This window comes from Enterobacter cloacae complex sp. IR5384 (genome assembly GCF_049237265.1).
GTDB classification, from domain to species: domain Bacteria; phylum Pseudomonadota; class Gammaproteobacteria; order Enterobacterales; family Enterobacteriaceae; genus Enterobacter; species Enterobacter cloacae.
The window spans coordinates 84,826-111,799 of the sequence record NZ_JBMKHJ010000006.1; the positions used below are offsets into that span (position 1 = coordinate 84,826).

The window sequence follows — 26,974 nt, forward strand, 5'->3', positions numbered from 1 at the left end:
GTCTTTGTTGATACATTTATTTAGCATAAAACATTACGGAATATCGATTATGCTCAACCGAATTACCGTCCAGCTCCCGGTCGAGGGGCTGCTCTTCTGGAAACTCTCCGGCCGCGAGGCGATGTCCGAGTCGTTCGCCCTGACGCTGACCCTGCTCGGCACGGATGCGCGTATCGACCGCAGCAAACTGCTGGGCCAGCCGGTCACGGTGACCATCCCGACCCAGAACCTGCTTACCCCGCGCTACATCAACGGCAAAGTCACGCGTGTGGCGGTGAGCGCCGTTGAGCTGACGGGCACGCGCTATGCGGTGTATCAGCTGGCGGTGGAGCCGGACCTGTGGCCGATGAAGCGCGACCGTAACCTGCGTATCTTCCAGGGGCAGACGGTGCCGCAGATTGTGAAAACCCTGCTGGGCGAGCATCAGGTCAACGTGGAAGATAAGCTCACCGGCAGCTACCGGGTGTGGGACTACTGTGTCCAGTATCAGGAGTCGAGCCTGGACTTTATCAGCCGCCTGATGGAGCTGGAGGGGATAGCGTATTACTTCAGCCACGAGGCCGACAAACACACCCTGGTGCTCACCGACGCCGCGACGCAGCATCAGCCATTCAGCGGCTACGAGGTCATCCCCTATCACCAGACGCCGTCCGGCGGCAGCACGGACGAAGAGGGCATCAGCCAGTGGGCGCTGGAGGACAGCGTCACGCCGGGCATTTACAGCCTCGACGACTACGACTTCCGCAAGCCGAACGCGTGGCTGTTCCAGGCGCAGCAGAACCCGGCGTCGCCGAAACCGGGCAGCATCGACGTGTACGACTGGCCTGGGCGCTTTGTGGAGACCGGGCATGCGGAGTTCTACGCCCGCATTCGTCAGGAGCGCTGGCAGGTGGAGCATCAGCAGATTCAGGCCACGGCCACGGCGGCGGGTATTGCGCCGGGCCACACCTTCACCCTGACCAACGCACCGTTCTTCAGCGATAACGGTGACTATCTGGTGACGGCGGCCGGGTATCATCTGGAAGAGAACCGCTATGCCAGCGGCGAAGGGGAGACCATTCACCGTATCGATTTCACGGTTATCCCGGCGTCGGTGTCGTTCCGTCCGGCGCAGTCCACGGCGTGGCCGCGTACCTACGGCCCGCAGACGGCGAAGGTTGTCGGGCCCCAGGGAGAGAGCATCTGGACGGACAAATACGGCCGCGTGAAGGTGAAATTCCACTGGGACCGTCTGGCAAAAGGGGACGACACCAGCTCCTGCTGGGTGCGCGTGTCGAGCGCCTGGGCGGGTCAGGGTTACGGCGGGGTGCAGATCCCGCGCGTGGGCGATGAGGTGGTGGTGGACTTTATCAACGGTGATCCGGACCGTCCGATTATCACCGGGCGCGTGTACAACGATGCCAGCATGCCACCGTGGGCGCTGCCGGCAGCGGCGACGCAGATGGGCTTTATGAGCCGCACGAAAGATGGCTCCGTGGATAACGCCAACGCCCTGCGGTTTGAGGACAAGGCGGGTGCGGAACAGGTGTGGCTCCAGGCCGAGCGCAATCTCGATATCAACGTCAAAAATGATGAATCGCATGCTACGGAAAAGAATCGAACCCAATTTGTGGGTGAGGATGAAACCTTACGGGTGGCAAAAAATCAGAAGGCAGGGGTAAAAGGGGATGTGGTTTGCCTGACGGGCAACAGCCGCAGCGATAAAGTTGTTAATGACTTTATTATTTCAGCGGGCAATACGTTGAGGCTGGAGTGTGGTGAAAGCGCTATCGAATTATCAAAAGACGGGAGCGTGAATATTATTGGCAATAACTTTAACTTTACCGCTAAACAGAGTGCGCAAATAAACACGCTTTCCGGGGAGCTGCATTTAAATCCTGCCGAAGGAACCAATGCCATCGATGCACCAGGGGCATCCCACCAGTCAGCGATCCAGCAGGAGGTGGATGGCTTTTTTGTGTTCAATGCCAATAAGTAAGCATATTCAGCCTGCCACACAACCGGCAATCCCGTTACCGTAAGGCGACGGGAGGTGCATGTGTTGGTGGGCAAAAGAGGCATATTGAAATGAACTGGTTTTTCTTTTTTTTCTTTTTGATCCTCACACTTGCGCTTATCTGGAATAACAATAACCTGTTTAATAAGAAACAATGGATCAATACGGGTCTGATACTGGTACTTGTCCTGCTTTCTACAGTCGGCATTGGTTTTCTTTTGAAATGGCTGGCTCAGTCATTTTCATTATTTCCGGTCGCGGTGGCTAAACACTACTCCATCATCATATCTATGTCTCTCCTGTGCGTCTGGGGTATGAAATTTACCGCCGTTTTGCTATGCACAATATTGTCTGGTGTTATGGTGGGGCATAAACAATACAACGCTCCGAATTATGAAAAAATTTCCCGGGTCACACACACCGTAGCGCCGCCTCTGTTTATCTTTGCCAAACTCCTTCTCTCGTTGGGGTGTGTCCTTATGTTTTCAGGTTTGTGGCTTAAGTAAGCGTTGCAATTAACGCTGCATCGAGGCTGCTGAAACTAAGATGTTGCATTTACGGAATAACGATTATGCTCAACCGAATCACCGTCCAGCTCCCCGTCGAGGGGCTGCTTTTCTGGAAACTCTCCGGCCGCGAGGCGATGTCCGAGTCGTTCGCCCTGACGCTGACCCTGCTCGGCACGGATGCGCGTATCGACCGCAGCAAACTGCTGGGCCAGCCGGTCACGGTGACCATCCCGACCCAGAACCTGCTTACCCCGCGCTACATCAACGGCAAAGTCACGCGCGTGGCGGTGAGCGCCGTTGAGCTGACGGGCACGCGCTATGCGGTGTATCAGCTGACGGTGGAGCCGGACCTGTGGCCGATGAAGCGCGACCGTAACCTGCGTATCTTCCAGGGGCAGACGGTGCCACAGATTGTGAAAACCCTGCTGGGCGAGCATCAGGTCAACGTGGAAGATAAGCTCACCGGCAGCTACCGGGTGTGGGACTACTGTGTCCAGTATCAGGAGTCGAGCCTGGACTTCATCAGCCGCCTGATGGAGCTGGAGGGGATAGCGTATTACTTCAGCCACGAGGCCGACAAACACACCCTGGTGCTCACCGATGCCGCCACGCAGCATCAGCCGTTCAGCGGCTACGAGGTCATCCCCTATCACCAGACGCCGTCCGGCGGCAGCACGGACGAAGAGGGCATCAGCCAGTGGGCGCTGGAGGACAGCGTCACGCCGGGCATTTACAGCCTCGACGACTACGACTTCCGCAAGCCGAACGCGTGGCTGTTCCAGGCGCAGCAGAACCCGGCGTCGCCGAAACCGGGCAGCATTGACGTGTACGACTGGCCTGGGCGCTTTGTGGAGACCGGGCATGCGGAGTTCTACGCCCGCATTCGCCAGGAGCGCTGGCAGGTGGAGCATCAGCAGATTCAGGCCACGGCCACGGCGGCGGGAATTGCGCCGGGCCACACCTTCACCCTGACCAACGCACCGTTCTTCAGCGATAACGGTGACTATCTGGTGACGGCGGCCGGGTATCATCTGGAAGAGAACCGCTATGCCAGCGGCGAAGGGGAGACCATCCACCGCATCGATTTCACGGTTATCCCGGCGTCGGTGTCGTTCCGTCCGGCGCAGTCCACGGCGTGGCCGCGCACCTACGGCCCGCAGACGGCGAAGGTTGTCGGGCCGCAGGGAGAGAGCATCTGGACGGACAAATATGGTCGCGTGAAGGTGAAATTCCACTGGGACCGTCTGGCAAAAGGGGACGACACCAGCTCCTGCTGGGTGCGTGTGTCGAGCGCCTGGGCGGGCCAGGGCTACGGTGGGGTGCAGATCCCGCGCGTGGGCGATGAGGTGGTGGTGGACTTTATCAACGGTGACCCGGACCGTCCGATTATCACCGGGCGCGTGTACAACGATGCCAGCATGCCACCGTGGGCGCTGCCGGCAGCGGCGACGCAGATGGGCTTTATGAGCCGCACGAAAGATGGCTCCGTGGATAACGCCAACGCCCTGCGGTTTGAGGACAAGGCGGGGGCGGAGCAGGTGTGGATCCAGGCCGAGCGAAATATGGATACCAGCATCAAGAATGACGAAACACATAGCGTTGGCGGCGAGCGTAGCCATTACGTAAAGAAAAACGAACTGCATCGCGTGGAAGCGAATCAGATCCAGGCGGTAAAAGGCGGAACCGAGATCCTGACCGGCAAAGGAAAGCTGGATGCGGCGGTGGAGCAGTATGTCGTTGCCTCCGGCACCAAACTGCGGCTGGTGTCAGGTGAAAGTGCGATTGAACTTAACGCTAACGGCAAAATTAGCCTGATCGGTAAAGAGTTTAACTTCTTCGTTGAAGGGGATGGTCATATCACCACGGGCGGTAAGCTGCATCTCAATACGTCAGGCGCTAAGCCAGGCACAACGGCGCCGGGCGCGGGGCACAAAGGTGATATTGATGCGGCGGTTCAGGCGAAATTCACGACCAAGGGTGATTAAGGCTGGAGCGGTGCTTGTCGCGTTATTAGCGATGGGCATGCCAGAAGGACACGCAACGAAAAAAGATCTCTGGATGTTCATTGCAGAGATGAGTGCTTCACTTAGAACGCTATCCAACACCAGTGTTAATGATCTGCCGTTGCAGTTTACGCTGACGAAAGATAATGAATACATTCACTTCTATCATGCCGGTGATGTCAGGCTGGCAGAGGATATGCGCATTACCGGGATTGATTTACGGGTAAGCAAAGAGCGCGACGGCATGGCACCGTTATTGAATTTTTCCCCGTCAGGTCAGTGCATCACACTCGATGCCGTTAAAAAGCATTATCCGGAGCTGGTGTTAACGGATTATCCCCGAGGCCGCTCCGGAAATGAAGTGACCAGCTATACCGCGCCAGAAGATATGAATGGACAAAAGGCTAGTTTCAGTTTCTCCGTAAATAAACCTGATTGTCTGGACTCGGTTGTCATTAGCGCGGGCAGTGATTAACGTGAAAAATTACATTTTAATATTTCTTCGTTTTACCGCGATATTTTCCTCTCTGAACTGCTATGGGGTGTATGAACATAATATGCCGCTGGTTTTAGTTAACCAGGATTTTACTGTGCAGATGGAAGATGAGACTGTCACATTGGGCGAAAGATGGACAGATGATGTTGCGCGTAAAATTGAGGTACCGATAGAAGGTAATTTTGTCGGTGAGGTTCCTTTTGACGGAACCCACTATAAATTCTACCAGCATCAAAAGACGGGTATTGACATATATGTTTCCAATCTCTGGTGGGATAAGGTCGAACGGAATGTTGACGATTATATCGTATCGCAAATTACCCTTACCGCCGGGGAGGGCAAAACACCGCGCGGTATTCATGTAGGGTCAACAGCCAGGGAACTCAGTAATGCATATGGCAAGGGTCAGATGGAAAATGATGCCGGGGAACAATGGTGTTTTTATCAATTGGGTAACAAGCTTCTCTCGTTCGGGATTAAAGACAGCAAGGTTGTGACAATAACAATGAATTACGATAATGGTGCCCAAGAGTAATTTATGGCCAGGAAAAATTTAGCATGCGCATTGTTCACCGCGCTATTACTGGGCTCAGTTGAAACCTCAGCCGCGCTTGATCTATCGCAATACAATAGGCTCGATACCGTAGGCCACATCGTTAACGACAGCGAAGTGAATGAGACGCTCAGGAAGACGCTGGGCAGCGATTACGAGACGTTTATTAGCAATTTTGATGTCTTTGGCGAACCCCATTCAACCTCAGGCGGAGGCCTGTTTGTTGAAGGCTGGCGTAACGATCTTTATCTGGAGAATGCGTCAGCTTTGGTCGTTGAACCTGACGGCAAAATCTATACGGCCTGGGTCGTTCCTGAGTCAGACGTTATTCATTATCAGTCATCTGATCATCGTCAGGTGGTGAATGCTGATATTCAGCAATGGGCTGCCAGATTCAAAGCGATGCATTTTGCAACGAACAGCCAGGCAAAATTAACGTTTGATGGGGTGTGGGCAGGCACGTTCGGCACTGACTCGACGCTAACCCTGCGTTTAACGGAATCAGGCGACCGTATCTCCGGGTCATATTGCTATATCTCTCAGAGAGGAAACCGCATCGATTGTCCCGCAGAGGATGAACACAATCTAAGCGGTGCTATCACGGGCAATCGTGCGAACGTTAAGTTCGACTCCTCGTTTGGCGGTGTGGATGGACGAGCAGTTCTGGAAATTAACGGAAGCAAAATGACGTGGCGTTTAGTCACGCCTCCTCAAAAAGGTCATGATTATGCTCCGCTGCGTTATACGCTAAATAAAGCGGCTCCCGTTCATAACGTTGAAACCAGAAAGCTGGATACCGATAAGTTCACTATTTCTCTGGTAAATAACTGCGGGCGTTTCGAGAGTGAGTGTGGCCAGATGTATTATCTTGGCGTTCGCAAAAGTGATAACAGTACGATCTCCTTAAAGGGGAAAACGCTTCAGGATCCCACAGGTAAAATAACCGGCTCAACCTATAAGAATGGGGACGTTACCTATACCGTGACCTATGCACCACTGAAACTGGTTGTCAGCAAAGGCGGCCATATTTTGGTTGAGCAGTCGGGCCACTGGCTTGAATAACGAAACAGCCGTTCAAAAGGCCAAATCAAACTGGTCATTTTATTTCTTTCAATATTAATCATCCCGAGTCCACCTATGAAATACACCCTCCAGGAAGGTTCGTTTTCCCTTTTTCCTGCTGCCTGGCAGGATAACACGATGAATATCATTCGCGATGACGAAAGCGGGCTGTCTGTGGTTGTCAGTCGCGGAGTTATCCCGGATGGCAGCGATCATGAGAAAGAGTTCCACCGCCAGTGGGAGCTGCTGCGCCCACAGATGGGGGAGATCGTCCAGAGTGAATTTCAGCGCGTAAAAGCCGGTCCTGACGGAAAAATCAACGGTCTGGAAGTTGAAACCTCGTTTGACCGTAACGGCCAGCGCCTGTGGCAAAAACAGCTGGCGGTGCAGACCCCGGGTAAACCGGTCCTGATGATTTTTACTCTCTCGGCACTCAGAGCATTCAATGAAGAAGACGAGGCGCGCTGGAGCGCGCTTAAGCAAAGTTTGACGCTTAACGACAACCGGAATGTGTAAGGCATGAGCGATAACAACGCGGCCCGCAAGGGTGACGAGATTATTCACTCCAGCATTTTCGCGGATATCACCAGCATTGTGGCGGAAGGTGCCGCCTACGCGGTGATCGGCGCGGCGGTAGGGCTGGCAGCAACTGCCGCCGCACCACTGCTGGGGGCCGGGGCAGCCGCTGCGGGCGTGGCGGCGATTGGATCCAGCTGCCTGTTAAGCGGGATCGTTGGTGGCGTACTGGCTAACCTGGCGGGTGTTACCGACGATATCAGTAATATCGCGGAGGGGCTGGGTGATGCGCTGTTCCCGCCGTCACCCGCAGGTAAAATCACCACCGGCTCCAGCAACGTGCTCACCAATAGCCTTCCCGCTGCACGCGCGGCCGGAACGCTGACCCCCGCAGATACGCCACCCCCAGAGCCACAGTCACCGGGAAGTTTTGCCGATTACGCCGGCATGTTGCTCTCTGCTGCCGGACAGTTCGGCAGCGAAATGTGGCAGCCGAGCGTGGCCTCCGCTGCGGCGGGTACATCGCCGCTGGAAGAGGATAAGGTCGCGTGTGAAAAACACTCCGGACCACAGTATCTGGCGGAAGGCTCTAAAAGCGTCTTTATCAATGGACAAGCGGCAGTACGTGCCAAAGATCGCACCACCTGCGAAGGCACCGTTTCCGATGACGTTTCCCCGAATGTGATCATCGGCGGCGAGACGCTGACGGTTCGCGATATCAAGAGCGGCAAAACGCCGGGGCTGGCACTGGGGATGATTGCGCTCTCCCTGCTGCGCGGCCGTCCGGGCAAGATTTTAAAAAACATGCCCTGTGCCCTGGCAGCAGCCGGGGGCGGGATGCTGGCCGATATGGCCGTCAATGCCGTATTTGGTTCCTCGCACCCGGTTCATGCCGCCACCGGCGTGAAGGTGCTGAATGACGATGATGAGCTCGATTTCTCGCTGCCCGGGCGTTTTCCGCTTCGCTGGCAGCGCAGTTATAACAGCCTGACCACCCGCGAAGGGTTGTTTGGCCTGGGCTGGGCAACAACCTTTGACAGTTATCTGACGCTTGAAGAGAACAATGCCACCTGGTTCGACGAAACCGGGCGTGAGCTGAGCTTTGAACTGCCACCCGTCGACCGCGCATTCTACAGCATCAGCGAGGGTATCATCATCCGCCGCAACGAGAGCGGTGATGTGGCGATAGCCGATGATGACGGCGCGGTGTGGCGCCTGTATAAACCGACACGCGTGAATCCATCCGTTCTGCGTCTGGCCTCCCTTAGCGACGAATACGGCAACGCACTGCTGACAGAGTGGGATGAGCACGGCAGGCTGGTCGGTTTGCACGATGAGCCGCGGGCAATAGACGTCACCCTGCGCTATGAGGACGAACGGTTCCCACAGCGCGTAACCGCTGCCAGCCATTTTGACGGCAGCCGTAGCTGGCCGCTGATGCAATGGGGTTACGATGCGCGTGGCCAGCTGGCGAGCGCGACGGATGCCTCTGGTGTAGTTACCCGCGAATACCGCTATAACGACCATGGCCTGATGGTCTGGCATCGTCTGCCGGGCGGGCTGGAAAGTGAATACCGCTGGAAAAAATTTGACCACTGGCGCGTGGTTGAAAACCGCACCAGCACCGGGGATGGCTGTCGCTTCACCTACGATCTTGACGCCGGGTTGACCACCGTCGAACACTACGATGGTCAGAAACGTCAGCACTACTGGAACGCGCAAAATCTGATCGTCCGCTACGTTGACGAGCGCGGCGAGAACTGGCGCTACACGTGGGATGAGAACGAACTCCTCACGCAACGCATTGATCCGCTCGGGAACACCGTCACCTTCGTTTACGACGAGATGGGCAACCGGGTGCAGGAGATCGACCCTGACGGCAATGCCCGCACCACGACCTGGCTTGAACACCGCGCGCTACCGACGGCCATCATTGAAGCCGACGGCAGCGCTACCCGGTTCTGGTACGACGAACATCACGGCCTGAACCGCGTGGTGGACCCAATGGGGCAGACCACGCTGCTGCGCCGGGATGAGTTTGGTCAGGTCGTTGAAGAGGTGGATGCCGCCGGAAACAGCCGCCATCATGAGTACAACGAAGCAGGACAAGTGGTGCGTGCGACAGACTGCTCTGGCCACACCACCCGCTACCAATATCATCCGCTGGGCTGGTTGATGACCGAGACGGGCGCCGACGGCGAAGAGACGCGTTATCGCTACGACGCTGCCGGGCGCCCGGTACAGCTCGGTCGCCCGGAAGGCTGGACAGAGTCGCTAAAATGGAACGAACGTGGCCTGCCGGTGAAGCATGCTGGCGCCGACGGGAAAGAAAGCGAGTTCAGATACGATGAGGCCGGACGCTTAACCGCCACGCGTAATACCCGGGGTGAAGAGGTCCGCCGCCGCTGGGACAGCAGAGGGCGTCTGATTGCCCTTGAAAATGAAAACGGCGAAGCGTATCAGTTCCGCTGGGGGCCTGACTCGCTCTTGCTGGAGGAGGTGGGGCTCGATGGTGTGGCCTCGCAGTATCGCTACGACGCCTGTGGGCGCACGATAGCGCGTACCTTTGCTGCCGGTCATCCGGAGGCCATCACCCACGCCTTTGCCTGGAGCGCGAGCGGGCAATTGGTCGCCCGCACTACGCCGGAAGGGCAGACCCGCTACCACTACACCCCGTCAGGGCTGCTGACCCGGATTGGGCTGCACCCGGCGCTTTCAGCCGACGCGTGGAGTACCGAGGCTGAGCAGGAGCTTTCCTTTGAGTATGACGCACTTGGTCGCGTGACCCGCGAAGCGGGCGAGCACGGTGAGCTGGCATGGCAGTATGATGCCCTTGGCAACCGCACCTCCGTTACGCTGCCGGATGGCCGCGAACTCAAACAGTTCTACTACGGCAGCGGGCATCTGCTCAGCATTGCCCTTGATAAGTTGTCGGTATCCGACTTTACCCGCGACGAACTCCACCGGGAGACCAGCCGCACGCAGGGGCTGCTCACCACCCGCAGCGAATACGACCGTTTAGGTCGCCTTCATCGCCGGGATGTCTTCACCGGCAACGCCCAGCGCCCGTCACCTCGCCGCTGGTCCCGCCGCTGGGATTATGACTACCGCAATAACCTGGTGCGGGAAGAACGGGATGATAATCCGTTCAGCTGGTACCGCTGGCAGTACGACAGCGCCGGGCGCCTGCTGGTTCAGGACGGCACGCTGCCCGGGCAGGAGCAGTGGCGCTGGGATGCGGCCGGTAACCCGCTCGACGGATCTGCTGAGAAGGCTACGCACAACCGCCTGACGCAGCTGAATGGCATTCGCTGGCGTTATGACATCCACGGCCGCACCGTGGAGAAGGATAACGGCCAGACCCGCTGGCACTACCGGTACGACGGTGAACACCGCCTGACGGAAGTGATCAGCCAGCCGCGGGATCGCAACAGGCCGCAGACGCAGGTCAGCTTCCGTTACGATCCGCTTGGACGCCGCATCAGCAAAACGCGCCAGCAGATACTGGGCGGACAGGTAACCGGTAAGCCCGTCACCACCCGGTTTGTCTGGGAAGGGTTCCGCCTGCTGCAGGAGCTGCATGGAGACGTGCCGCTGACCTATGTCTACAGCGATCAGGACAGCTACGATCCGCTGGCACGTATTGACGGCGTTGATGCTCCGGAGATTTTCTGGTTCCACTGCCAGCCGAACGGTACGCCGGAACGGATGACGGATATCGAAGGGCAGGTGCGCTGGGAAGGCGTTAACAGCGCCTGGGGCAAGCTGCTGCGGGAAAGCGAGACGCAGCTATCAGGATATTACCAGAACCTGCGGATGCAGGGGCAATATCTGGACCGTGAGACAGGGCTGCACTACAATCTGTTCCGGTATTACGACCCGGACTGCGGGCGGTTTACGCAGCAGGACCCGATAGGGCTGGCGGGAGGGATAAATCTTTACCAGTATGCGCCGAATGCGCTGGGGTGGGTGGATCCGTGGGGGTTGAGTAGATGCAATACAGGGAAAAAACCAGGGCCGCAACTTCCTGGAGGAATTGCTGAAACATTTGATAAAAGTATTTATAAAAACAGGCAGCTAAAAAGAGACGAGACTTTTTATAAATATCATGGTGTAAATAATAGAACAGGAAGAAAAATCTCTTGGCTGACAAATGAAAAATACAATTCTGAGGAGGTGTTGCGAGAAAAGCTAGCTATTCGTCATGATTGGGGTGTAAATATTACTAATGTATCAGAGTTTAGAGTTCCTAAGGGAACTTGGGTGAGTGAAGGTCCTGCTGCAGCTCAAGGGGCAGGATATCCTGGGATGGGATACCAGGCTGTGGTGTCAAATCTTCCAAGAGCATGGGTGGTTAAAACTTTAAGGGTTCCCTGGTAATGAATTTGAATAACTTAAAAAATGCACTTGAAAAAATAATTTTTGAACTTAATGCCAATGGTAAACATGAATCGGCAAATTTTTTTCAAACTCGTTATGATCAGATAATAATTTTTGGAGACAAAATTTCATTGGAAATAGTTGAAAGTCTGTCAACATGCAGAGCTATGGCTCAATACGCAAACTTTTCCCTCAGGGAAGAAAAACTTTTAGATGATGTTGTTAATTACGCACTTGATATTAAAAAAATGATGCCCTGATATTAAGCAAAGGGAAGGAATGATTTTTTGCGAGGTTATAATTATGTGGTTGTCTGTTTTTGAAATTCTCACTCCAACCACAAAAACAGACAATTTTTAATAAAAGAGCGCATAAATAATTACTATTAACCGGCTTAATGTATTAAAATTAAAGCTAGCGTCATTCAATTCATCTGCATGCGGACGAAATTAGCCGTCGAAGCAGTCTTGCCCCAGTCTGTTACAATTTTGTACACTAAACCATGATGATAGACACTGTTCTTTTGAGGATTTGTTAGCCTTATTTTTCTTGAGTGCGATTAGGCTCTAAAACTGTCTGCTAAGAGCCATTGCTGCAAGCATGGTCTTTAGCTGATTCTAAAACTTGATCTGCTCACTCATCTTGCTATCCTTAATTTGATATGAATATTTAAAATATTCAGAGCATTGTAAAACTGCATTTTGCTAGTGTATGAAGATGGTAATCGTAATCATTTACTTTATTGAAATATCACAGGATAAACATGATGTATTTCTTAGAAAGAAAAGATGCTGAAAAACTTCTCCATAAATTTTTAAAGAATACTTTAAAAAATCAGACTGATATTGATAAACTAATGGGGCTGGCAATTAATCATGATTCCGGCATTCCTATGAAAGGAATAATTTATGAATATGATAAAATGGAGAAAAATAAACCAACCAAACAAGATTTAGATGATCTTAACACACTGATGCATTTTTATGGCCCGTGATTAAAAATATGATGTCATGCTTCTATAAGGATATATTTATAGACCGAAAGAAATCATCTATGACGAAAAAAAGATGATTTTCATGAGTATTCAGATAAAACACTCACGCCCTAAATTAAATTGCGAGGTTATTTTCAAAAATAAACACACTAAACCTCTTTGGAATCTTCAGAACGATTTGATAGTTGATGCTTTATATAATATATCGGGCTTCAAACTATAACATATCGAGATGATCTGAAACTTACTTATAAACATAATAAAAATATTTATTAAGAGCGAAGATGATCGCTTATTTCAATTTTTTAAAGAAAAAGACGTGCTTGAGTGGATATGCTGCACAAGAAGCGTACGCTTAAGTATACCTTGCTTAGACCTCGCAATGGTCGACTCAACACGCCAGTTAGTCTTTGCGTTAAGCGAGCCAAAGCCATTACCAACCGTTTTGACCATCTTCAAGGCTCAGGGCGAAAAACTATTTTGGTCTGCACCTCCTGAAGGCGCGACTTTCTATTACTTAACATTCAACCTGTCAAAGGAAGTGGTCGTTGTCTGTAGCTATCCAACAAAAAAAAACGGCTGGCATGATTGGTTTTACTCCTGGGATATGACGCGTAACGCGTTGTCTTGCTCAGGCCCTGCATATTAAGATCAAATGTGCCCAAAATGATAACCATAACCGGGTGGCAAAAGAGGGACTGCATAAGCAATTTCAACAAGCGGCTAAAACACAACTGAGAGGCAAAGGATGAGCACGGTTTACATTGTCATTTTAACCTATATCAGACCACTCGAAGAGATTGATGCAGCGATACCAGCACATATAGAGTGGCTGAAAAAGGGGTATGCAGAGGGGATTTTCCTCGCATCCGGAAGACGGGTCCCAAGAAATGGTGGTGTCATTCTCGCTAAATGTGAGAGTCTTGCCTCACTTGAAGAGCGACTACGCGAAGATCCGTTTCAGAGGTTAAAGCTTGCGACGGCTGACATCATTCCTTTTGAACCCAGCATGAAAACAGAACGCTTAGCCAATGTGTTTTGACCGCGCAATAAAAAAATCCACGCCAAAGCGTGGATTTTTTTCATTCATATCGACTCAGACGTTAAACAGGAAGTTCATCACATCGCCATCTTTAACGATGTAGTCTTTCCCTTCAGCACGCATCTTGCCGGCTTCTTTCGCGCCTTGCTCACCCTTGTAGGTGATGAAGTCTTCAAACGCGATAGTCTGCGCACGGATGAAGCCTTTCTCGAAATCGGTGTGGATCTTGCCCGCAGCCTGTGGAGCCGTTGCGCCAACAGGGATAGTCCACGCGCGCACTTCTTTCACCCCAGCGGTGAAGTAGGTCTGCAGGTTGAGCAGGGCATAACCTGCACGGATAACGCGGTTCAGACCTGGCTCTTCCAGACCCAGCTCGGCCATGAACTCGTCTCGCTCTTCGTCATCCAGCTCGGCGATATCGGCTTCTACAGCGGCACAAACCGGAACAACGACAGAACCTTCTTTCTCGGCGATAGCACGAACCTGATCGAGGTACGGGTTATTTTCAAAACCGTCTTCGTTCACGTTGGCAATGTACATGGTTGGCTTCAGCGTCAGGAAGCTCAGGTAGCGGATAAGCTCTTTCTCGTCTTTGCTCAGGTCAAGAGAGCGCAGCATACCTGCGTTTTCCAGCTGTGGCAGACATTTTTCCAGTACCGCTAATTCGGCTTTGGCGTCTTTATCGCCACCTTTGGCTTTCTTGGAGATACGGTGGATCGCACGTTCGCAGGTATCCAGATCCGACAGCGCCAGCTCGGTATTGATTACATCAATATCTTCCGCCGGGTTTACTTTGCCCGCTACGTGGATAATGTTGTCGTTCTCGAAGCAACGCACCACGTGACCGATCGCTTCGGTTTCACGGATGTTGGTCAGGAACTGGTTACCCAGACCTTCACCTTTGGATGCACCTTTCACCAGGCCCGCGATGTCCACGAACTCCATGGTGGTTGGCAGAATGCGCTGCGGCTTCACGATTTCCGCGAGCTGGTCCAGACGCGGGTCGGGCATTGGCACAACGCCGGTGTTAGGTTCGATGGTACAGAACGGGAAGTTCGCCGCTTCGATACCCGCTTTGGTAAGCGCGTTAAACAGGGTGGATTTGCCCACGTTTGGCAGACCGACGATACCGCATTTGAATCCCATTTCTAAATCACCTTAATATCTTGATAATCAATCCGTTAACGATAACCGACTGATGAAAAGTAAATAACTACGCCTATTATACACGTAACCCGCCTACCGCGCGGTAAAAATGCCGTATCGGGCAGATTATTGCGCTTTGAAAGCATGTAAGCGGTTTGTCGCTTTGGTTAACCCATCTTTGAGCCAGATTTCAGTGCAGCGCGCCGCTTCGTCTACCGCCTCATCAATCAGTTTCTGCTCAGAAACCGGGGGCTTACCCAGCACAAAACCAACAACTTTGTTTTTATCGCCCGGATGGCCGATTCCTACGCGCAAACGGTGAAAATTCGGGTTATTACCCAGCTTGCTGATGATATCTTTCAGACCGTTGTGTCCGCCATGGCCGCCGCCCAGTTTAAACTTTGCCACGCCTGGCGGCAGGTCCAGCTCATCGTGAGCAACCAGAATCTCATCCGGATTGATGCGATAAAACGTTGCCATTGCCGCCACGGCCTTGCCGCTCAGGTTCATAAAGGTGGTAGGCACCAGCAGGCGCACATCCGCACCGGCGAGATTGATACGTGAGGTATACCCGTAGAATTTTGGTTCTTCACGCAGGGGAGCACGTAACCGTTCGGCCAGCAGATCAACGTACCAGGCCCCGGCATTGTGGCGGGTTGCAGCGTACTCTGCGCCTGGGTTGGCGAGGCCGACAATCAGTTTAATCGTCACGATTCAATTCCTAATGGGTTCCAGATCTGGCGCGTAGTTTACTGTCTGGCGCGCCGCTTGACAAAATTCTGCGACCTTAACAGCGAAATACGAATAATTACTTATTTGAACAATTAGAATTTCAAGCTGTTCAATGCGTTATTTGTAAATTTTTGTTTGGGAGTAATCTGTAATTGTGATCATTGACGCAACTCATAAAAGGGGCGTTGTCTATACTTTACACACAAGGAATAGGGACTTATTCCCTACAACCCAAAGTTCCGGAGGTGACATATGAAACGCAAAAACGCTTCGTTACTCGGTAACGTGCTGATGGGGTTGGGGCTGTTCGTGATGGTAGCCGGTGTGGGTTATTCAATTTTAAACCAATTGCCGCAGCTTGATCTCCCACAATACTTTGCGCATGGTGCGGTATTGAGCATCTTCCTGGGGGCGGTTCTGTGGCTCGCCGGGGCGCGTGTGAGCGGTCATGAGGAAGTGTGTGATAAATACTGGTGGGTGCGCCATTACGACAAACGCTGCCGCCGCGACCAGCATAAGCACAGCTAGTGCGCATAGAATAAAGAACACTGAAACGACTCCAGATGGAGTCGTTTTTTTTTGCCTGAGGGGTTGACCCTCACGTAACGTAAGGCACCAGAGTGGCGTCACTGGCAAAATAAAAGGAGCAGTTATGTTGATTCAGGTGGGTGAACTGGCAAAACGCGCTGGGATCACCGTGCGCACATTGCATCACTATGAGCAAACAGGGTTATTGCTGCCTTCTGCCAGAAGCGCGGCAGGTTACCGGCTTTATAATCTGGCGGATGTACAGCGCTTGCATATGATTCAGGCACTGGCAAAAGCGGGGCTGGAGCTTGCTGAAATCAGGGATTTTCTGGAGCAGGAGTCGCTTTCGTTAACGGAACTCCTCGATGCGCAAATCAGTTTGCTGGATAAACAGCTGCGCAGCATTAACACGCTGCGTGACAGGCTGGTTGACTTGCGCACCGGGCTTACCCGCGATGAAACGCCCGATCTGGAATCCTGGCTACAGACTCTGGAGTTAATGAATATGTACGATCGCTGGTTTAGCAAAGAAGAGTTACAGCAACTGCCGTTTGCGGAGCAGAAAGATGCGCTGGCGGCTGTCTGGTCAGGGCTGGTTACCGAGGCCAACACGCTGCTGGAACAGCACATACCCGTTTCTGACCCGCGGGCGATGGATCTCGCGACGCGCTGGATGGAGCGCCTGGAGCAGGACACTGCCGGCAAGCCGGAGTTTCTCACCCGGCTGAACGAGATGCACAGCGTCGAGCCGCAAATGCGTGAGCAAACGGGCATCACCGCCGAGATGACCGACTACATCACGCGGGCGTTTGCCGAATCGAAGCTGGCCATCTGGGAAAAGTATCTCTCTGCCGATGAGATGGCTTTTACCCGGAAACACTACTTTGACCGCATGATGGAGTGGCCGCCGCTGGTGGCGAAGCTGCACCAGGCGCAGCGGGAAAATCTCGACCCCGCCTCTGACGAGGCGCAAAAGCTGGCTGAAACCTGGCTGGCGTTGTTCCAGTCATACGCAGGAACAAACCCTGAGACGCAGCAAAAGTTTCGCGCTGCTATGCAGCAGGAGCCGTATCTGATGAAAGGGACGTGGATGACGCCTGCTGTGCTTGAATGGCTCCAGCAGGCGATAGGGATAATGATGCAGAGACGTTTCTCCGCATCAGATGAATCACAGATCCGCTAACGCGGCGTCGCGGTTGGGATAGAAGGCAAGGCGGCCAGGGATCGGCTGCACGCCAGCGCGCGCCATAGTGCGCAGCGGCTGAAATTCCAGATTACTCACCCGCAGCTCACAGCCTTCCGGCAGACGTTTTACAAAGCGCTGGAAGGCGTCCAGCCCACCGGCGTCCAGCACCGGTACGGCATCCCATTTCAGCACCACAATCCGTTTGCCCGCAATGCGGGATTCCAGATCGCTGAACAGGCCTTCCGCCGCAGCGAAGAAGAGCGGACCGATTACCCGCAGCACCAGCACATCATCAGGCACCTCCACGTTTACCGGGGAAAGGCGCGTCATCTGCGCGATCCGGCGCATAAACAGCAGGGAAGCCAGCACGATGCCGACGCTGATGGCGATCACCATATCGAAGAGTACGGTCAGCGACATACAGATCAGCATGACGATGATGTCGTCTTTCGGTGCGCGACGCAGCAGGTTCACCACCTTATGCGCTTCGCTCATGTTCCAGGCCACCATCAGCAGCAGGGCGGCCATGGCGGAGAGCGGCAGCCAGGAGAGCAGCGGCGCGAGGATCAGCAACGCGAGGATCACCAGCAGGGAGTGGATAACCGCTGAAACCGGTGAGGTTGCACCCGCGCGCACGTTGGCCGCAGAACGGGCGATAGCCGCGGTGGCTGTAATACCGCCGAAGAACGGAGCGATGAGGTTACCTAAGCCCTGGCCGACCAGCTCGCTGTTGGCTTTGTGCTTGGTACCGGTCATGCCATCAAGCACCACGGCGCAGAGCAGAGATTCAATCGCCCCCAGCATCGCCATTGAAAAGGCGGCGGGCAGCAGTGCGCGCAGCGAATCCCAGCTTAAGGTAAAGCTGGAGCCGGGCATGTCCCAGGGAAGAACCATCTGTGGTAACAGTTGAGGAATACCGCTGCCCTGAGAACCGTCCGCCAGAACATAGTGGAACTGCGAGCCGATGGTGGCGACATGACCACCAAACATGTTGACGATGGCCATAACCGCACAGCCCAGCAGCAACGCGGGCAGGTGGCCAGGCAGACGAATGCCTAAGCGCGGCCAGACGATGAGCGTACCCAGCGTAACGATCCCGATGGCGGCATCGCCCATGTTGGCTGTGGGCAGTGCCATAAACAGTGCTCCCACTTTCTGCAGATAGTGCTCAGGAACGTGAGGCATCTGCAGCCCCAGGAAATCTTTAATTTGCATCGTTCCGATGGTGATGCCGATCCCGGAGGTGAATCCCAGCGTTACGGAAAGGGGAATATATTCAATCAGCCGGCCAAAGCGGGCCAGGCCAAAGAGAATCAAAAAGAGGCCAGACATGAGCGTGGCAACCAGCAGGCCTGCCAGGCCAAACTGCTGTGATACCGGATAGAGGATCACCACAAAAGCAGCGGTAGGGCCGGACACACTGAAACGCGAACCGCCCGTGAGGGCAATCACGATCCCGGCGACGGCCGAGGTATACAGGCCATACTGTGGAGCCACGCCGCTGCCAATCGCCAGCGCCATGGCGAGCGGAATGGCGATAATACCAACGGTGATCCCGGCAATCAGGTCACGGATAAAGCGTGACGAGGTGTATTTCTCTTTCCAGCATGCGTCGATGAGGGCGCGAAAGGGCAGAACATGTGAGGAAGTGATGTTTTTCACAATTATCTATCATCCGTATGCGCATCATCTGTCATATGAATGGCAGGTGAAGGAGGCATTAATCATACAAATAAAACCCAGAGACAAAAAAACCCGCCGCAGCGGGTTTTTCGGCCGTGTTCGATTAGTGTTCGAACATTGCAGAGATGGATTCTTCGTTGCTGATACGACGAATCGCTTCGGCCAGCATCCCGGACAGGGTCAGGGTACGCACGTTTGGCAGTGCCTTGATCTCGTCACTCAGTGGGATGGTATCGCATACCACAACTTCGTCAATGACGGAGTTACGGAGGTTGTTTACCGCGTTACCGGAGAAGATCGGGTGAGTCGCGTACGCGAACACGCGCTTGGCACCACGCTCTTTCAGCGCTTCAGCGGCTTTACACAGCGTACCGCCGGTATCGATCATGTCGTCAACCAGCACGCAGTCACGGCCAGCAACGTCACCGATGATGTGCATCACCTGAGAAACGTTAGCGCGCGGACGGCGTTTGTCGATGATTGCCATGTCGGTATCGTTCAGCAGCTTAGCGATAGCTCGGGCACGTACCACGCCGCCGATGTCCGGAGACACCACAATTGGGTTGTCCAGGTTCAGCTGCAGCATATCTTCCAGCAGGATTGGGCTGCCGAATACGTTATCAACCGGGACGTCGAAGAAGCCCTGAATCTGCTCTGCGTGCAGGTCAACGGTCAATACGCGGTCAACGCCAACGCTGGACAGGAAGTCCGCGACAACTTTAGCGGTGATTGGCACGCGCGCGGAACGGACGCGACGGTCCTGGCGGGCATAGCCAAAGTAAGGGATTACAGCAGTGATACGGCCTGCAGAAGCGCGACGCAGGGCATCGACCATAACAACCAATTCCATCAGGTTGTCATTCGTTGGAGCACAGGTGGACTGGATGATGAAAATATCACCACCGCGTACATTTTCGTTAATTTGTACGCTGACTTCGCCGTCGCTAAAGCGACCTACAGCGGCGTCGCCGAGGGAAGTGTACAGGCGGTTGGCAATACGTTGTGCTAGTTCCGGGGTGGCGTTACCAGCAAAAAGCTTCATATCAGGCACGAGAAGAACCTCAGGCATGCGTCCAGTGGTGGATAGAGTTCGCCGCAAACTGTGCGGGGCCAGGCGAAATGCTATCCAGGCGGTGTATTAAAGAGCGCGATGCAACGTCTGGAACAGGGTGACGTTGTCACCGAAACTCAGTCTGCGCCAGAATGGCCTGCTGTAGGGGGGAGGTGTTCATCCCGCGCGCTACAAAACCATGCAGCCAATCCGGCGCTTGCTCAAGCACCTGACGAGCGGCGGATTCGGTGTCAAATTCAGCAAAGACACAGGCCCCTGTACCAGTCAGGCGCGACGGCGCGTATTCTAACAGCCAGGAAAGCGCCGCATCAACCTCGCGAAAACGTTTTCTTGCGATAACCTCGCAATCGTTGCTGAATTCACAATTTAATAACGTTTCTATTGACCGCGCCGGGGTATTGCGTGGCAGCTCAGGATCTTTGAAGATGACCGGAGTCGGAATGCTGACGCCTGGATGGGCTACGAGGTACCATTTTTCCGGCGGTTCAACCGGGGAGAGGATTTCACCCACCCCTTCAGCAAATGCTGCATGACCGCGCACAAACACCGGGACATCCGCCCCCAGCGTTAACCCTAACGCGGCCAGTTCATCCGTTGACAATCCGCAGCCCCAGAGATGATTCAGGGCGACCAGGACGGTCGCGGCATTGGATGAACCGCCACCCAGCCCACCGCCCATCGGCAGACGCTTCTCAATGCGAATATCCGCACCGCTCCCGGCGGGCAAGCGCCCGGTGTCAGCCGCTGCGTTCATCAGCAGACGCGCGGCGCGCACGATCAGGTTATCCTCATGCGCTACGCCTTCCACCGGCGTCAGCAGACAGATCTGCCCGTCCTGACGCAGCTCAATCGAGAGCGTGTCGCCATAATCGATAAACTGAAACAGCGTCTGCAGGGTGTGATACCCGTCAGCACGTTGGTCGGTGATATATAAAAACAGGTTAAGTTTTGCCGGAGAGGGCCAGTGGGTCATCATTTAACGATCCAGTTGTCCATTTTCAGCTTGATGCGCTGGCTACCCTGCGTCAGCTCCATATTCGACGGCAGCGACGGTTTACTGTTGCTGTCATAGGCGCTGTACACCACCTTCCAGGTTTTACCGTTCTGCGTGTAGTTCACCTGGCTCAGACGGTACTGATCGTCCAGGGTGTAGTCGGTGGCGTCACCCGGCAGGCCCAGGATCCACTGGCGCAGGCTGTTCAGCGGGATAGGCATTCCGGTCAGTTTGCCAATCATCTCTTCCGCGTCGGTGGCGGTGTAGTGCTGGCCTTTGTTATCCGTGATCTGCGCTTCACCCGGCTTAGCGTTAAGCTCCAGCTCGGTACTGCCCAACGGGTTCAGCAGCAGCAGGCGGTAGTTATCTTGCCCCGTTTGCTGCCAGAAGAAGCGGGCATAAACCTTTTGTTCGTCAGAGAGATAAGCAAACGCGCCGCGGGTCTGGTACTGACTTAAATTACGTACGTCCTGCTGGTGCTGACGCCACTGTGGTGAGTCAGGGCTTTTGCCCGGGCCTTTTGGTTGAGTGACAGAACATGCGGTCAGAACCAGTGCTGCCAGCGGCAGCAGGCGAATCAGTCGGGTCATAATGAGGACAAATCCTTGAGATACGTTGCAGTTATAACTGTTAATGCTAGCGTTGAAGGGTGTCACCGTCTACGTTCAAATTATCTCAAAGCGTTGAGTAACCTATTACTCCGAAAGGGGGCAGTCTCTTTTATTGATCTCGCGCATCCTGTATGATGCGTCTTGCTAACCTTATTAACGCTGGTACTACTCCCGCTCAACATGACCCTATTAGCACTCGGCATCAACCACAAAACCGCCCCGGTTTCGCTGCGAGAACGCGTCACGTTTTCGCCGGATACGCTCGACCTGGCGCTGGATAGCCTGCTTGCACAACCGATGGTGCAGGGCGGGGTGGTGCTCTCGACGTGCAACCGTACCGAGCTTTACTTAAGCGTGGAAGAGCAGGATAACCTGCATGAAGCGCTGATCCGCTGGTTATGCGACTACCACAATCTCAACGAAGACGAGCTGCGTAAGAGCCTGTACTGGCATCAGGATAACGATGCGGTGAGCCATCTTATGCGTGTCGCGAGTGGTCTGGATTCGCTGGTGCTGGGCGAGCCGCAAATTCTCGGTCAGGTAAAAAAAGCGTTTGCGGATTCGCAAAAAGGGCATCTGAAAGCCAGCGAGCTGGAGCGTATGTTCCAGAAGTCATTCTCCGTGGCGAAGCGTGTGCGAACCGAAACCGACATTGGTGCCAGTGCGGTTTCTGTTGCGTTCGCGGCCTGTACCCTTGCACGTCAAATCTTCGAATCCCTGTCGACCGTCACCGTGATGCTGGTCGGCGCGGGCGAAACCATTGAGCTTGTGGCGCGCCATCTGCGCGAGCATAAAGTGAAAAAGATGGTTATCGCTAACCGCACCCGCGAGCGTGCGCAGGTGCTGGCAGACGAAGTCGGGGCCGAAGTGATTGCGCTGAGCGAGATCGACGAACGTCTGAAAGAGGCGGATATCATCATCAGCTCTACCGCCAGCCCGCTGCCGATTATCGGTAAAGGGATGGTAGAGCGCGCGCTGAAATCCCGTCGTAATCAGCCAATGCTGCTGGTGGATATTGCCGTTCCGCGTGATGTCGAACCGGAGGTTGGCAAACTGGCCAACGCCTATCTCTACAGCGTGGATGATCTGCAAAGCATCATTTCGCACAACCTTGCTCAGCGTAAAGCGGCAGCGGTGCAGGCGGAAACCATTGTCGAGCAGGAAGCCAGTGAATTTATGGCCTGGCTGCGCGCGCAAAGCGTCAGCGAGACTATCCGCGAATATCGCGGTCAGGCGGAGCAGGTGCGTGATGACCTGACTGCCAAAGCGTTAGCAGCTCTGGAACAGGGCGGCGACGCACACGCTATTATGCAGGATCTGGCCTGGAAACTGACCAATCGCTTGATCCATGCACCAACCAAATCACTTCAGCAGGCTGCCCGTGACGGGGACGATGAACGCCTGACTATTCTGCGCAACAGCCTCGGGCTGGAATAGCGCCCTATACCCATTTTCTATTACAAGGTGCACTTACGCCTATGAAGCCTTCTATCGTCGCTAAACTGGAAGCTCTGCACGAGCGCCATGAAGAAGTCCAGGCGCTGCTCGGCGATGCCGGGACCATTGCGGACCAGGAACGTTTTCGCGCACTGTCGCGTGAATATGCGCAGTTAAGTGATGTTTCAAAATGCTTTACCGACTGGCAACAGGTTCAGGAAGATATCGAAACCGCGCAGATGATGCTCGACGATCCTGAAATGCGCGAAATGGCGCAGGAAGAGCTGCAGGATGCCAAAGCGCGCTCAGAAGAGATGGAGCAACAGCTGCAGGTGCTTCTGCTGCCGAAAGATCCAGACGACGAGCGTAACGCGTTTGTGGAAGTCCGCGCCGGAACGGGCGGTGATGAGGCGGCACTGTTCGCCGGAGACCTGTTCCGCATGTACAGCCGTTACGCCGAATCGCGTCGCTGGCGCGTGGAGATCATGAGCGCCAACGAAGGCGAGCACGGCGGTTTTAAAGAGGTGATCGCCAAAATCAGCGGTGACGGCGTGTATGGCCGTCTCAAGTTTGAGTCCGGCGGCCATCGCGTGCAGCGTGTACCGGCGACCGAGTCGCAGGGCCGTATTCACACTTCAGCCTGCACGGTTGCGGTGATGCCAGAGCTGCCGGAAGCGGAACTGCCGGACATTAACCCGGCGGATCTGCGTATCGATACCTTCCGTTCTTCCGGGGCGGGTGGTCAGCACGTTAACACCACCGACTCCGCCATCCGTATTACCCACCTGCCAACCGGCATTGTGGTGGAGTGTCAGGACGAACGCTCTCAGCACAAAAACAAAGCCAAAGCGCTGTCCGTGCTGGGTGCGCGTATTCACGCGGCGGAAATGGCAAAACGTCAGCAGGCGGAAGCGTCAACCCGTCGTAACCTGCTGGGCAGCGGCGATCGTAGCGATCGTAACCGTACCTACAACTTCCCGCAGGGCCGCGTTACCGACCACCGCATCAACCTGACGTTATACCGTCTGGATGAGGTGATGGAAGGCAAGCTCGATATGCTGATTGAGCCTATCGTGCAGGAATACCAGGCCGACCAGCTGGCGGCATTGTCCGAGCAGGAATAATGGATTTTCAGAGCTGGTTACGCCAGGCCACCGGCGCGCTCTCTGACAGTGAAAGCCCGAAGCGCGACGCCGAAATTTTGCTGGAATATGTGACGGGAAAAGCCCGCACGTATCTGTTGGCCTTCGGTGAAACCGAACTGACCGTAGAGCAGGAAGCGCAGCTGGCCGCGCTGCTTGCCCGCCGTAAAACCGGCGAGCCGGTGGCACATCTGGTCGGGGAGCGCGAGTTCTGGTCGTTACCCTTGTTCGTCTCAGCGGCGACGCTGATCCCGCGTCCCGACACCGAATGTCTGGTGGAGCAGGCGCTGGCGCGGTTACCCGCAGCGGCCAGCCGCATTCTCGATCTTGGAACGGGCACTGGCGCAATCGCGCTGGCGCTCGCCACCGAGCGGCCCGATTGCGCGGTAACGGCGGTCGATGTGATGCCCGACGCGGTGGCACTGGCGCAGCGTAACGTTGAGCGACTTGGCGTGACTAATGTGACCGTGCTGCAAAGCAGCTGGTTCAGTGCGCTGGAGAAACAGACGTTCGGGATGATTGTCAGTAATCCGCCCTATATTGACGAACACGACCCACACCTGGCGCAGGGGGATGTTCGCTTTGAACCGCTGACGGCGCTGGTCGCAGGTAATGCAGGGCTGGCCGATCTGGAACACATTGTGACAACGTCACGACAACATCTCCTGCCCGGCGGCTGGCTGCTGGTGGAGCATGGCTGGACGCAGGGGGAGGCGGTGCGTGGGCTCTTCAGGCAGACGGGTTATGCTGCTGTCGAGACCTGCCGCGACTACGGCGGTAACGAGCGTCTGACGCTGGGGCAGTGGCAGTGGCAGTGAAAACAGGCTATCTGCCATTTACTGATAAAGGCGCATGGCTGACTGAAAAGCTGTTTGGCGTTATCATCTATACCCAAAATAATTCGAGTTGCATGAAGGCGGCAAGAGAGCGAGTCCTCAGGAGCATAGTTAACTATGTGACTGAGGTGAGCGAGCGCAGCCAACGCGCATGCAGCTTGAAGTATGATGGGTATATATCGTTTTGGGTTTTATCGCGCCTGGACGTCGTCGTCCGCGCAGCCAGCAGGTCGGGTTTATCGCCTTTCTGCTGGGTCTGGTGGTGCTGTACATCATCATTAAACTCGCCACCACAAGAATACCGTTACTGGGGTAAGTCATGAGGTCCTTAGCCGATTTCGAATTTAATAAAGTGCCGCTCTGCGATGGCATGATCCTGATTTCGGAGATGATTCGCGACGATTTTACGTCGCAGTATGTCTACGATGAGCTGGAAAGTCTGGTCAGCCTGGCGCGCGAAGAGATCAATCAGGCGCGTCCGCAGGACTGGCAACTGGAAAAGCTGCTGGAGCTTTTCTACGGCGAGTGGGGTTTCTGCGACACGCGTGGCGTGTATCGCCTGTCTGACGCATTATGGCTGGACCAGGTCTTAAAAAATCGTCAGGGCAGCGCCGTTGCGCTGGGCTCTATTTTGCTGTGGATCGCGCACCGTCTGGATATTCCACTGGTGCCGGTCATTTTCCCGACGCAGATGATCCTGCGTGCCGAGTGGCTGGACGGGGAGATGTGGTTAATCAATCCGTTTAACGGCGATACGCTGGATGAACATACGCTGGATGTCTGGCTGAAAGGTAATATCAGCCCGGTGGCCGAGCTCTTTAACGAAGATCTCGACGAAGCCGATAACGCCGAAGTGATCCGCAAGCTGCTGGATACGCTGAAATCTGCACTGATGGAAGAGCGGCAGATGGAGCTGGCCTTGCGCGCCAGCGAAGTGCTGCTGCAGTTTAATCCGGAAGACCCGTACGAAATTCGCGACCGCGGGCTGATTTATGCCCAGCTCGACTGCGAGCATGTGGCGCTGAACGATTTAAGCTATTTCGTCGAGCAATGCCCGGAAGACCCGATCAGCGAAATGATTCGCGCGCAGATCAACGCGATCTCGCACAAACAAATTACACTGCATTAATCTTAATTCCGATTCACACCTGAATAAGGCGATCCTATGAAACAAAAAGTGGTTAGCATTGGTGATATCAACGTGGCAAACGACCTGCCGTTCGTGCTGTTTGGCGGTATGAACGTGCTGGAATCCCGCGATCTCGCCATGCGTATCTGCGAGCACTACGTGACCGTGACCCAGAAGCTGGGCATCCCGTACGTGTTTAAAGCCTCTTTTGACAAAGCCAACCGCTCTTCCATTCACTCCTACCGTGGCCCGGGCCTGGAAGAGGGGATGAAAATTTTCCAGGAACTGAAGCAGACCTTTGGCGTGAAAGTGATCACCGACGTTCACGAGGCGTCTCAGGCGCAGCCTGTGGCTGACGTGGTTGACGTTATTCAGCTGCCAGCGTTCCTGGCTCGTCAGACTGACCTGGTGGAAGCGATGGCCAAAACCGGTGCGGTCATCAACGTGAAGAAGCCGCAGTTCGTGAGCCCAGGCCAGATGGGGAACATCGTCGATAAGTTTATCGAAGGCGGTAACGATAAGGTGATCCTGTGCGACCGTGGTTCCAACTTCGGTTACGACAACCTGGTTGTGGATATGCTGGGCTTCACCGTGATGAAAAACGTCTCTAACCAGTCTCCGGTGATCTTTGACGTGACCCACTCTCTGCAGTGCCGCGACCCGTTTGGCGCCGCGTCTGGCGGCCGTCGTGCGCAGGTGACCGAACTGGCGCGCGCCGGTATGGCGACCGGCCTGGCGGGTCTGTTCATTGAAGCGCACCCGGATCCGGCGAATGCAAAATGCGACGGTCCATCCGCGCTGCCGCTGGACAAACTGGAGCCGTTCCTGAAACAGATCAAAGCGATTGACGATCTGGTGAAGAGCTTCGACGAGCTGGATACCAGCAACTAATAAAAAAACCCGCTTCGGCGGGTTTTTTTATGGGAC

Annotated in this window: 24 protein-coding genes and 2 pseudogenes; 20 read left to right on the top strand and 6 right to left on the bottom strand. The window is 54.6% G+C overall.

The window, feature by feature from the left end; genetic code table 11:
• Positions 1-49: 49 nt before the first annotated feature.
• From ACOTX3_RS07745 to ACOTX3_RS07795, 11 genes are all read left to right on the top strand, one after another.
• Entirely contained in the window at positions 50-1,978 is a 1,929-nt protein-coding gene (locus ACOTX3_RS07745; RefSeq protein ID WP_058678618.1) for a type VI secretion system Vgr family protein, read from the top strand.
• Between the two features lie 89 nt (positions 1,979-2,067).
• Positions 2,068-2,502 carry a hypothetical protein gene (locus tag ACOTX3_RS07750; RefSeq protein ID WP_058678619.1) on the top strand — a complete coding sequence of 145 codons (435 nt, stop codon included), beginning with the start codon at positions 2,068-2,070 and terminating at the stop codon, positions 2,500-2,502.
• Positions 2,503-2,567: 65 nt separating this feature from the next.
• Positions 2,568-4,490, top strand: coding sequence for a type VI secretion system Vgr family protein (locus tag ACOTX3_RS07755; protein ID WP_058678620.1), 1,923 nt, complete (start codon positions 2,568-2,570; stop codon positions 4,488-4,490).
• A 10-nt stretch (positions 4,491-4,500) separates the two neighbouring features.
• Positions 4,501-4,983, top strand: coding sequence for a hypothetical protein (locus tag ACOTX3_RS07760; RefSeq protein WP_072205109.1), 483 nt, complete (start codon positions 4,501-4,503; stop codon positions 4,981-4,983).
• A 115-nt stretch (positions 4,984-5,098) separates the two neighbouring features.
• Positions 5,099-5,539, top strand: a complete 441-nt coding sequence (locus ACOTX3_RS07765) for a hypothetical protein (protein WP_234355574.1) — start codon at positions 5,099-5,101, stop codon at positions 5,537-5,539.
• Between the two features lie 3 nt (positions 5,540-5,542).
• Complete coding sequence (locus tag ACOTX3_RS07770; protein WP_058678622.1) at positions 5,543-6,619, top strand: hypothetical protein; 1,077 nt, start codon at positions 5,543-5,545, stop codon at positions 6,617-6,619.
• A gap of 75 nt (positions 6,620-6,694) precedes the next feature.
• Positions 6,695-7,135, top strand: a complete 441-nt coding sequence (locus ACOTX3_RS07775) for a DcrB-related protein (RefSeq protein ID WP_029882748.1) — start codon at positions 6,695-6,697, stop codon at positions 7,133-7,135.
• Between the two features lie 3 nt (positions 7,136-7,138).
• Positions 7,139-11,515: an RHS repeat-associated core domain-containing protein gene (locus ACOTX3_RS07780; RefSeq protein WP_058678623.1), complete on the top strand. Its 4,377-nt coding sequence runs from the start codon at positions 7,139-7,141 to the stop codon at positions 11,513-11,515.
• Complete coding sequence (locus ACOTX3_RS07785; protein WP_048972362.1) at positions 11,515-11,775, top strand: hypothetical protein; 261 nt, start codon at positions 11,515-11,517, stop codon at positions 11,773-11,775. Before ACOTX3_RS07780 ends, ACOTX3_RS07785 begins: the two co-directional genes overlap by 1 nt.
• 503 nt (positions 11,776-12,278) lie before the next feature.
• Positions 12,279-12,509, top strand: coding sequence for a hypothetical protein (locus ACOTX3_RS07790; RefSeq protein ID WP_224085025.1), 231 nt, complete (start codon positions 12,279-12,281; stop codon positions 12,507-12,509).
• A 748-nt stretch (positions 12,510-13,257) separates the two neighbouring features.
• Positions 13,258-13,551 (top strand): YciI family protein, encoded by a 294-nt coding sequence (locus ACOTX3_RS07795; protein WP_029882738.1) that lies wholly within the window; start codon positions 13,258-13,260, stop codon positions 13,549-13,551.
• 54 nt (positions 13,552-13,605) lie between these two features.
• On the opposite strand, the gene ychF is transcribed toward ACOTX3_RS07795, so the two are convergent.
• Together ychF and pth are read right to left on the bottom strand one after the other, a co-directional pair.
• Complete coding sequence (gene ychF / locus ACOTX3_RS07800; protein WP_013096225.1) at positions 13,606-14,697, bottom strand: redox-regulated ATPase YchF; 1,092 nt, start codon at positions 14,695-14,697, stop codon at positions 13,606-13,608.
• A 126-nt stretch (positions 14,698-14,823) separates the two neighbouring features.
• Positions 14,824-15,408, bottom strand: a complete 585-nt coding sequence (pth, locus tag ACOTX3_RS07805; RefSeq protein ID WP_013096226.1) for an aminoacyl-tRNA hydrolase — start codon at positions 15,406-15,408, stop codon at positions 14,824-14,826.
• Positions 15,409-15,681: 273 nt separating this feature from the next.
• Here pth and ychH point away from each other — a divergent pair, with 273 nt between their 5' ends.
• Positions 15,682-15,957 (top strand): stress-induced protein YchH, encoded by a 276-nt coding sequence (ychH, locus tag ACOTX3_RS07810; protein WP_013096227.1) that lies wholly within the window; start codon positions 15,682-15,684, stop codon positions 15,955-15,957.
• Positions 15,958-16,081: 124 nt separating this feature from the next.
• A complete protein-coding gene (locus ACOTX3_RS07815; protein WP_058678624.1) occupies positions 16,082-17,140 on the top strand; it encodes a MerR family transcriptional regulator in 1,059 nt (352 codons plus the stop codon).
• Here ACOTX3_RS07815 and dauA read toward each other — a convergent pair.
• The 4 genes from dauA to lolB form a co-directional block, all read right to left on the bottom strand.
• Entirely contained in the window at positions 17,126-18,805 is a 1,680-nt protein-coding gene (gene dauA, locus ACOTX3_RS07820; protein ID WP_040022152.1) for a C4-dicarboxylic acid transporter DauA, read from the bottom strand. The two genes, ACOTX3_RS07815 and dauA, sit on opposite strands and share 15 nt — an antisense overlap.
• A 124-nt stretch (positions 18,806-18,929) precedes the next feature.
• A complete protein-coding gene (prs, locus tag ACOTX3_RS07825) occupies positions 18,930-19,877 on the bottom strand; it encodes a ribose-phosphate diphosphokinase (protein ID WP_003856663.1) in 948 nt (315 codons plus the stop codon).
• A 127-nt stretch (positions 19,878-20,004) separates the two neighbouring features.
• Complete coding sequence (ispE, locus tag ACOTX3_RS07830) at positions 20,005-20,874, bottom strand: 4-(cytidine 5'-diphospho)-2-C-methyl-D-erythritol kinase (protein WP_058678625.1); 870 nt, start codon at positions 20,872-20,874, stop codon at positions 20,005-20,007.
• Entirely contained in the window at positions 20,871-21,482 is a 612-nt protein-coding gene (gene lolB / locus ACOTX3_RS07835; protein ID WP_013096231.1) for a lipoprotein insertase outer membrane protein LolB, read from the bottom strand. The genes ispE and lolB overlap by 4 nt, the downstream gene beginning before the upstream one ends.
• Before the next feature lie 201 nt (positions 21,483-21,683).
• On the opposite strand from lolB, the gene hemA reads away from it, so the two are divergent.
• From hemA to kdsA, 7 genes and pseudogenes are all read left to right on the top strand, one after another.
• The gene (gene hemA, locus ACOTX3_RS07840) at positions 21,684-22,940 is read left to right on the top strand and encodes a glutamyl-tRNA reductase (RefSeq protein ID WP_013096232.1); all 1,257 of its coding nucleotides are present in this window, start codon (positions 21,684-21,686) and stop codon (positions 22,938-22,940) included.
• 41 nt (positions 22,941-22,981) lie between these two features.
• The gene (gene prfA, locus ACOTX3_RS07845) at positions 22,982-24,064 is read left to right on the top strand and encodes a peptide chain release factor 1 (protein WP_013096233.1); all 1,083 of its coding nucleotides are present in this window, start codon (positions 22,982-22,984) and stop codon (positions 24,062-24,064) included.
• The gene (prmC, locus tag ACOTX3_RS07850; RefSeq protein WP_058678626.1) at positions 24,064-24,900 is read left to right on the top strand and encodes a peptide chain release factor N(5)-glutamine methyltransferase; all 837 of its coding nucleotides are present in this window, start codon (positions 24,064-24,066) and stop codon (positions 24,898-24,900) included. Before prfA ends, prmC begins: the two co-directional genes overlap by 1 nt.
• A pseudogene (locus tag ACOTX3_RS07855) lies at positions 24,870-24,968 on the top strand (siroheme synthase); the annotation flags it as partial. The gene prmC and the pseudogene ACOTX3_RS07855, both read left to right, overlap by 31 nt.
• 123 nt (positions 24,969-25,091) lie before the next feature.
• Positions 25,092-25,234 (top strand): annotated as a pseudogene (locus tag ACOTX3_RS07860) (siroheme synthase); the annotation flags it as partial.
• 3 nt (positions 25,235-25,237) lie between these two features.
• A complete protein-coding gene (gene sirB1, locus ACOTX3_RS07865) occupies positions 25,238-26,047 on the top strand; it encodes an invasion regulator SirB1 (protein ID WP_013096236.1) in 810 nt (269 codons plus the stop codon).
• 36 nt (positions 26,048-26,083) lie between these two features.
• Positions 26,084-26,938 (top strand): 3-deoxy-8-phosphooctulonate synthase, encoded by an 855-nt coding sequence (gene kdsA, locus ACOTX3_RS07870; protein WP_013096237.1) that lies wholly within the window; start codon positions 26,084-26,086, stop codon positions 26,936-26,938.
• Positions 26,939-26,974 lie beyond the last annotated feature (36 nt).

Bases quoted from the DNA above. Each gene is read 5' to 3' on its own strand.
- ychF (WP_013096225.1), bottom strand. From the start codon at position 14,697: ATGGGATTCAAATGCGGTATCGTCGGTCTGCCAAACGTGGGCAAATCC.
- prfA (WP_013096233.1), top strand. From the start codon at position 22,982: ATGAAGCCTTCTATCGTCGCTAAACTGGAAGCTCTGCACGAGCGCCAT.
- ACOTX3_RS07790 (WP_224085025.1), top strand. From the start codon at position 12,279: ATGATGTATTTCTTAGAAAGAAAAGATGCTGAAAAACTTCTCCATAAA.
- sirB1 (WP_013096236.1), top strand. From the start codon at position 25,238: ATGAGGTCCTTAGCCGATTTCGAATTTAATAAAGTGCCGCTCTGCGAT.
- ACOTX3_RS07755 (WP_058678620.1), top strand. From the start codon at position 2,568: ATGCTCAACCGAATCACCGTCCAGCTCCCCGTCGAGGGGCTGCTTTTC.
- kdsA (WP_013096237.1), top strand. From the start codon at position 26,084: ATGAAACAAAAAGTGGTTAGCATTGGTGATATCAACGTGGCAAACGAC.
- ispE (WP_058678625.1), bottom strand. From the start codon at position 20,874: ATGATGACCCACTGGCCCTCTCCGGCAAAACTTAACCTGTTTTTATAT.
- ACOTX3_RS07785 (WP_048972362.1), top strand. From the start codon at position 11,515: ATGAATTTGAATAACTTAAAAAATGCACTTGAAAAAATAATTTTTGAA.
- ACOTX3_RS07780 (WP_058678623.1), top strand. From the start codon at position 7,139: ATGAGCGATAACAACGCGGCCCGCAAGGGTGACGAGATTATTCACTCC.
- lolB (WP_013096231.1), bottom strand. From the start codon at position 21,482: ATGACCCGACTGATTCGCCTGCTGCCGCTGGCAGCACTGGTTCTGACC.
- ACOTX3_RS07795 (WP_029882738.1), top strand. From the start codon at position 13,258: ATGAGCACGGTTTACATTGTCATTTTAACCTATATCAGACCACTCGAA.
- hemA (WP_013096232.1), top strand. From the start codon at position 21,684: ATGACCCTATTAGCACTCGGCATCAACCACAAAACCGCCCCGGTTTCG.
- ACOTX3_RS07770 (WP_058678622.1), top strand. From the start codon at position 5,543: ATGGCCAGGAAAAATTTAGCATGCGCATTGTTCACCGCGCTATTACTG.
- ACOTX3_RS07745 (WP_058678618.1), top strand. From the start codon at position 50: ATGCTCAACCGAATTACCGTCCAGCTCCCGGTCGAGGGGCTGCTCTTC.
- ACOTX3_RS07815 (WP_058678624.1), top strand. From the start codon at position 16,082: ATGTTGATTCAGGTGGGTGAACTGGCAAAACGCGCTGGGATCACCGTG.
- ACOTX3_RS07775 (WP_029882748.1), top strand. From the start codon at position 6,695: ATGAAATACACCCTCCAGGAAGGTTCGTTTTCCCTTTTTCCTGCTGCC.
- prmC (WP_058678626.1), top strand. From the start codon at position 24,064: ATGGATTTTCAGAGCTGGTTACGCCAGGCCACCGGCGCGCTCTCTGAC.
- ychH (WP_013096227.1), top strand. From the start codon at position 15,682: ATGAAACGCAAAAACGCTTCGTTACTCGGTAACGTGCTGATGGGGTTG.
- ACOTX3_RS07750 (WP_058678619.1), top strand. From the start codon at position 2,068: ATGAACTGGTTTTTCTTTTTTTTCTTTTTGATCCTCACACTTGCGCTT.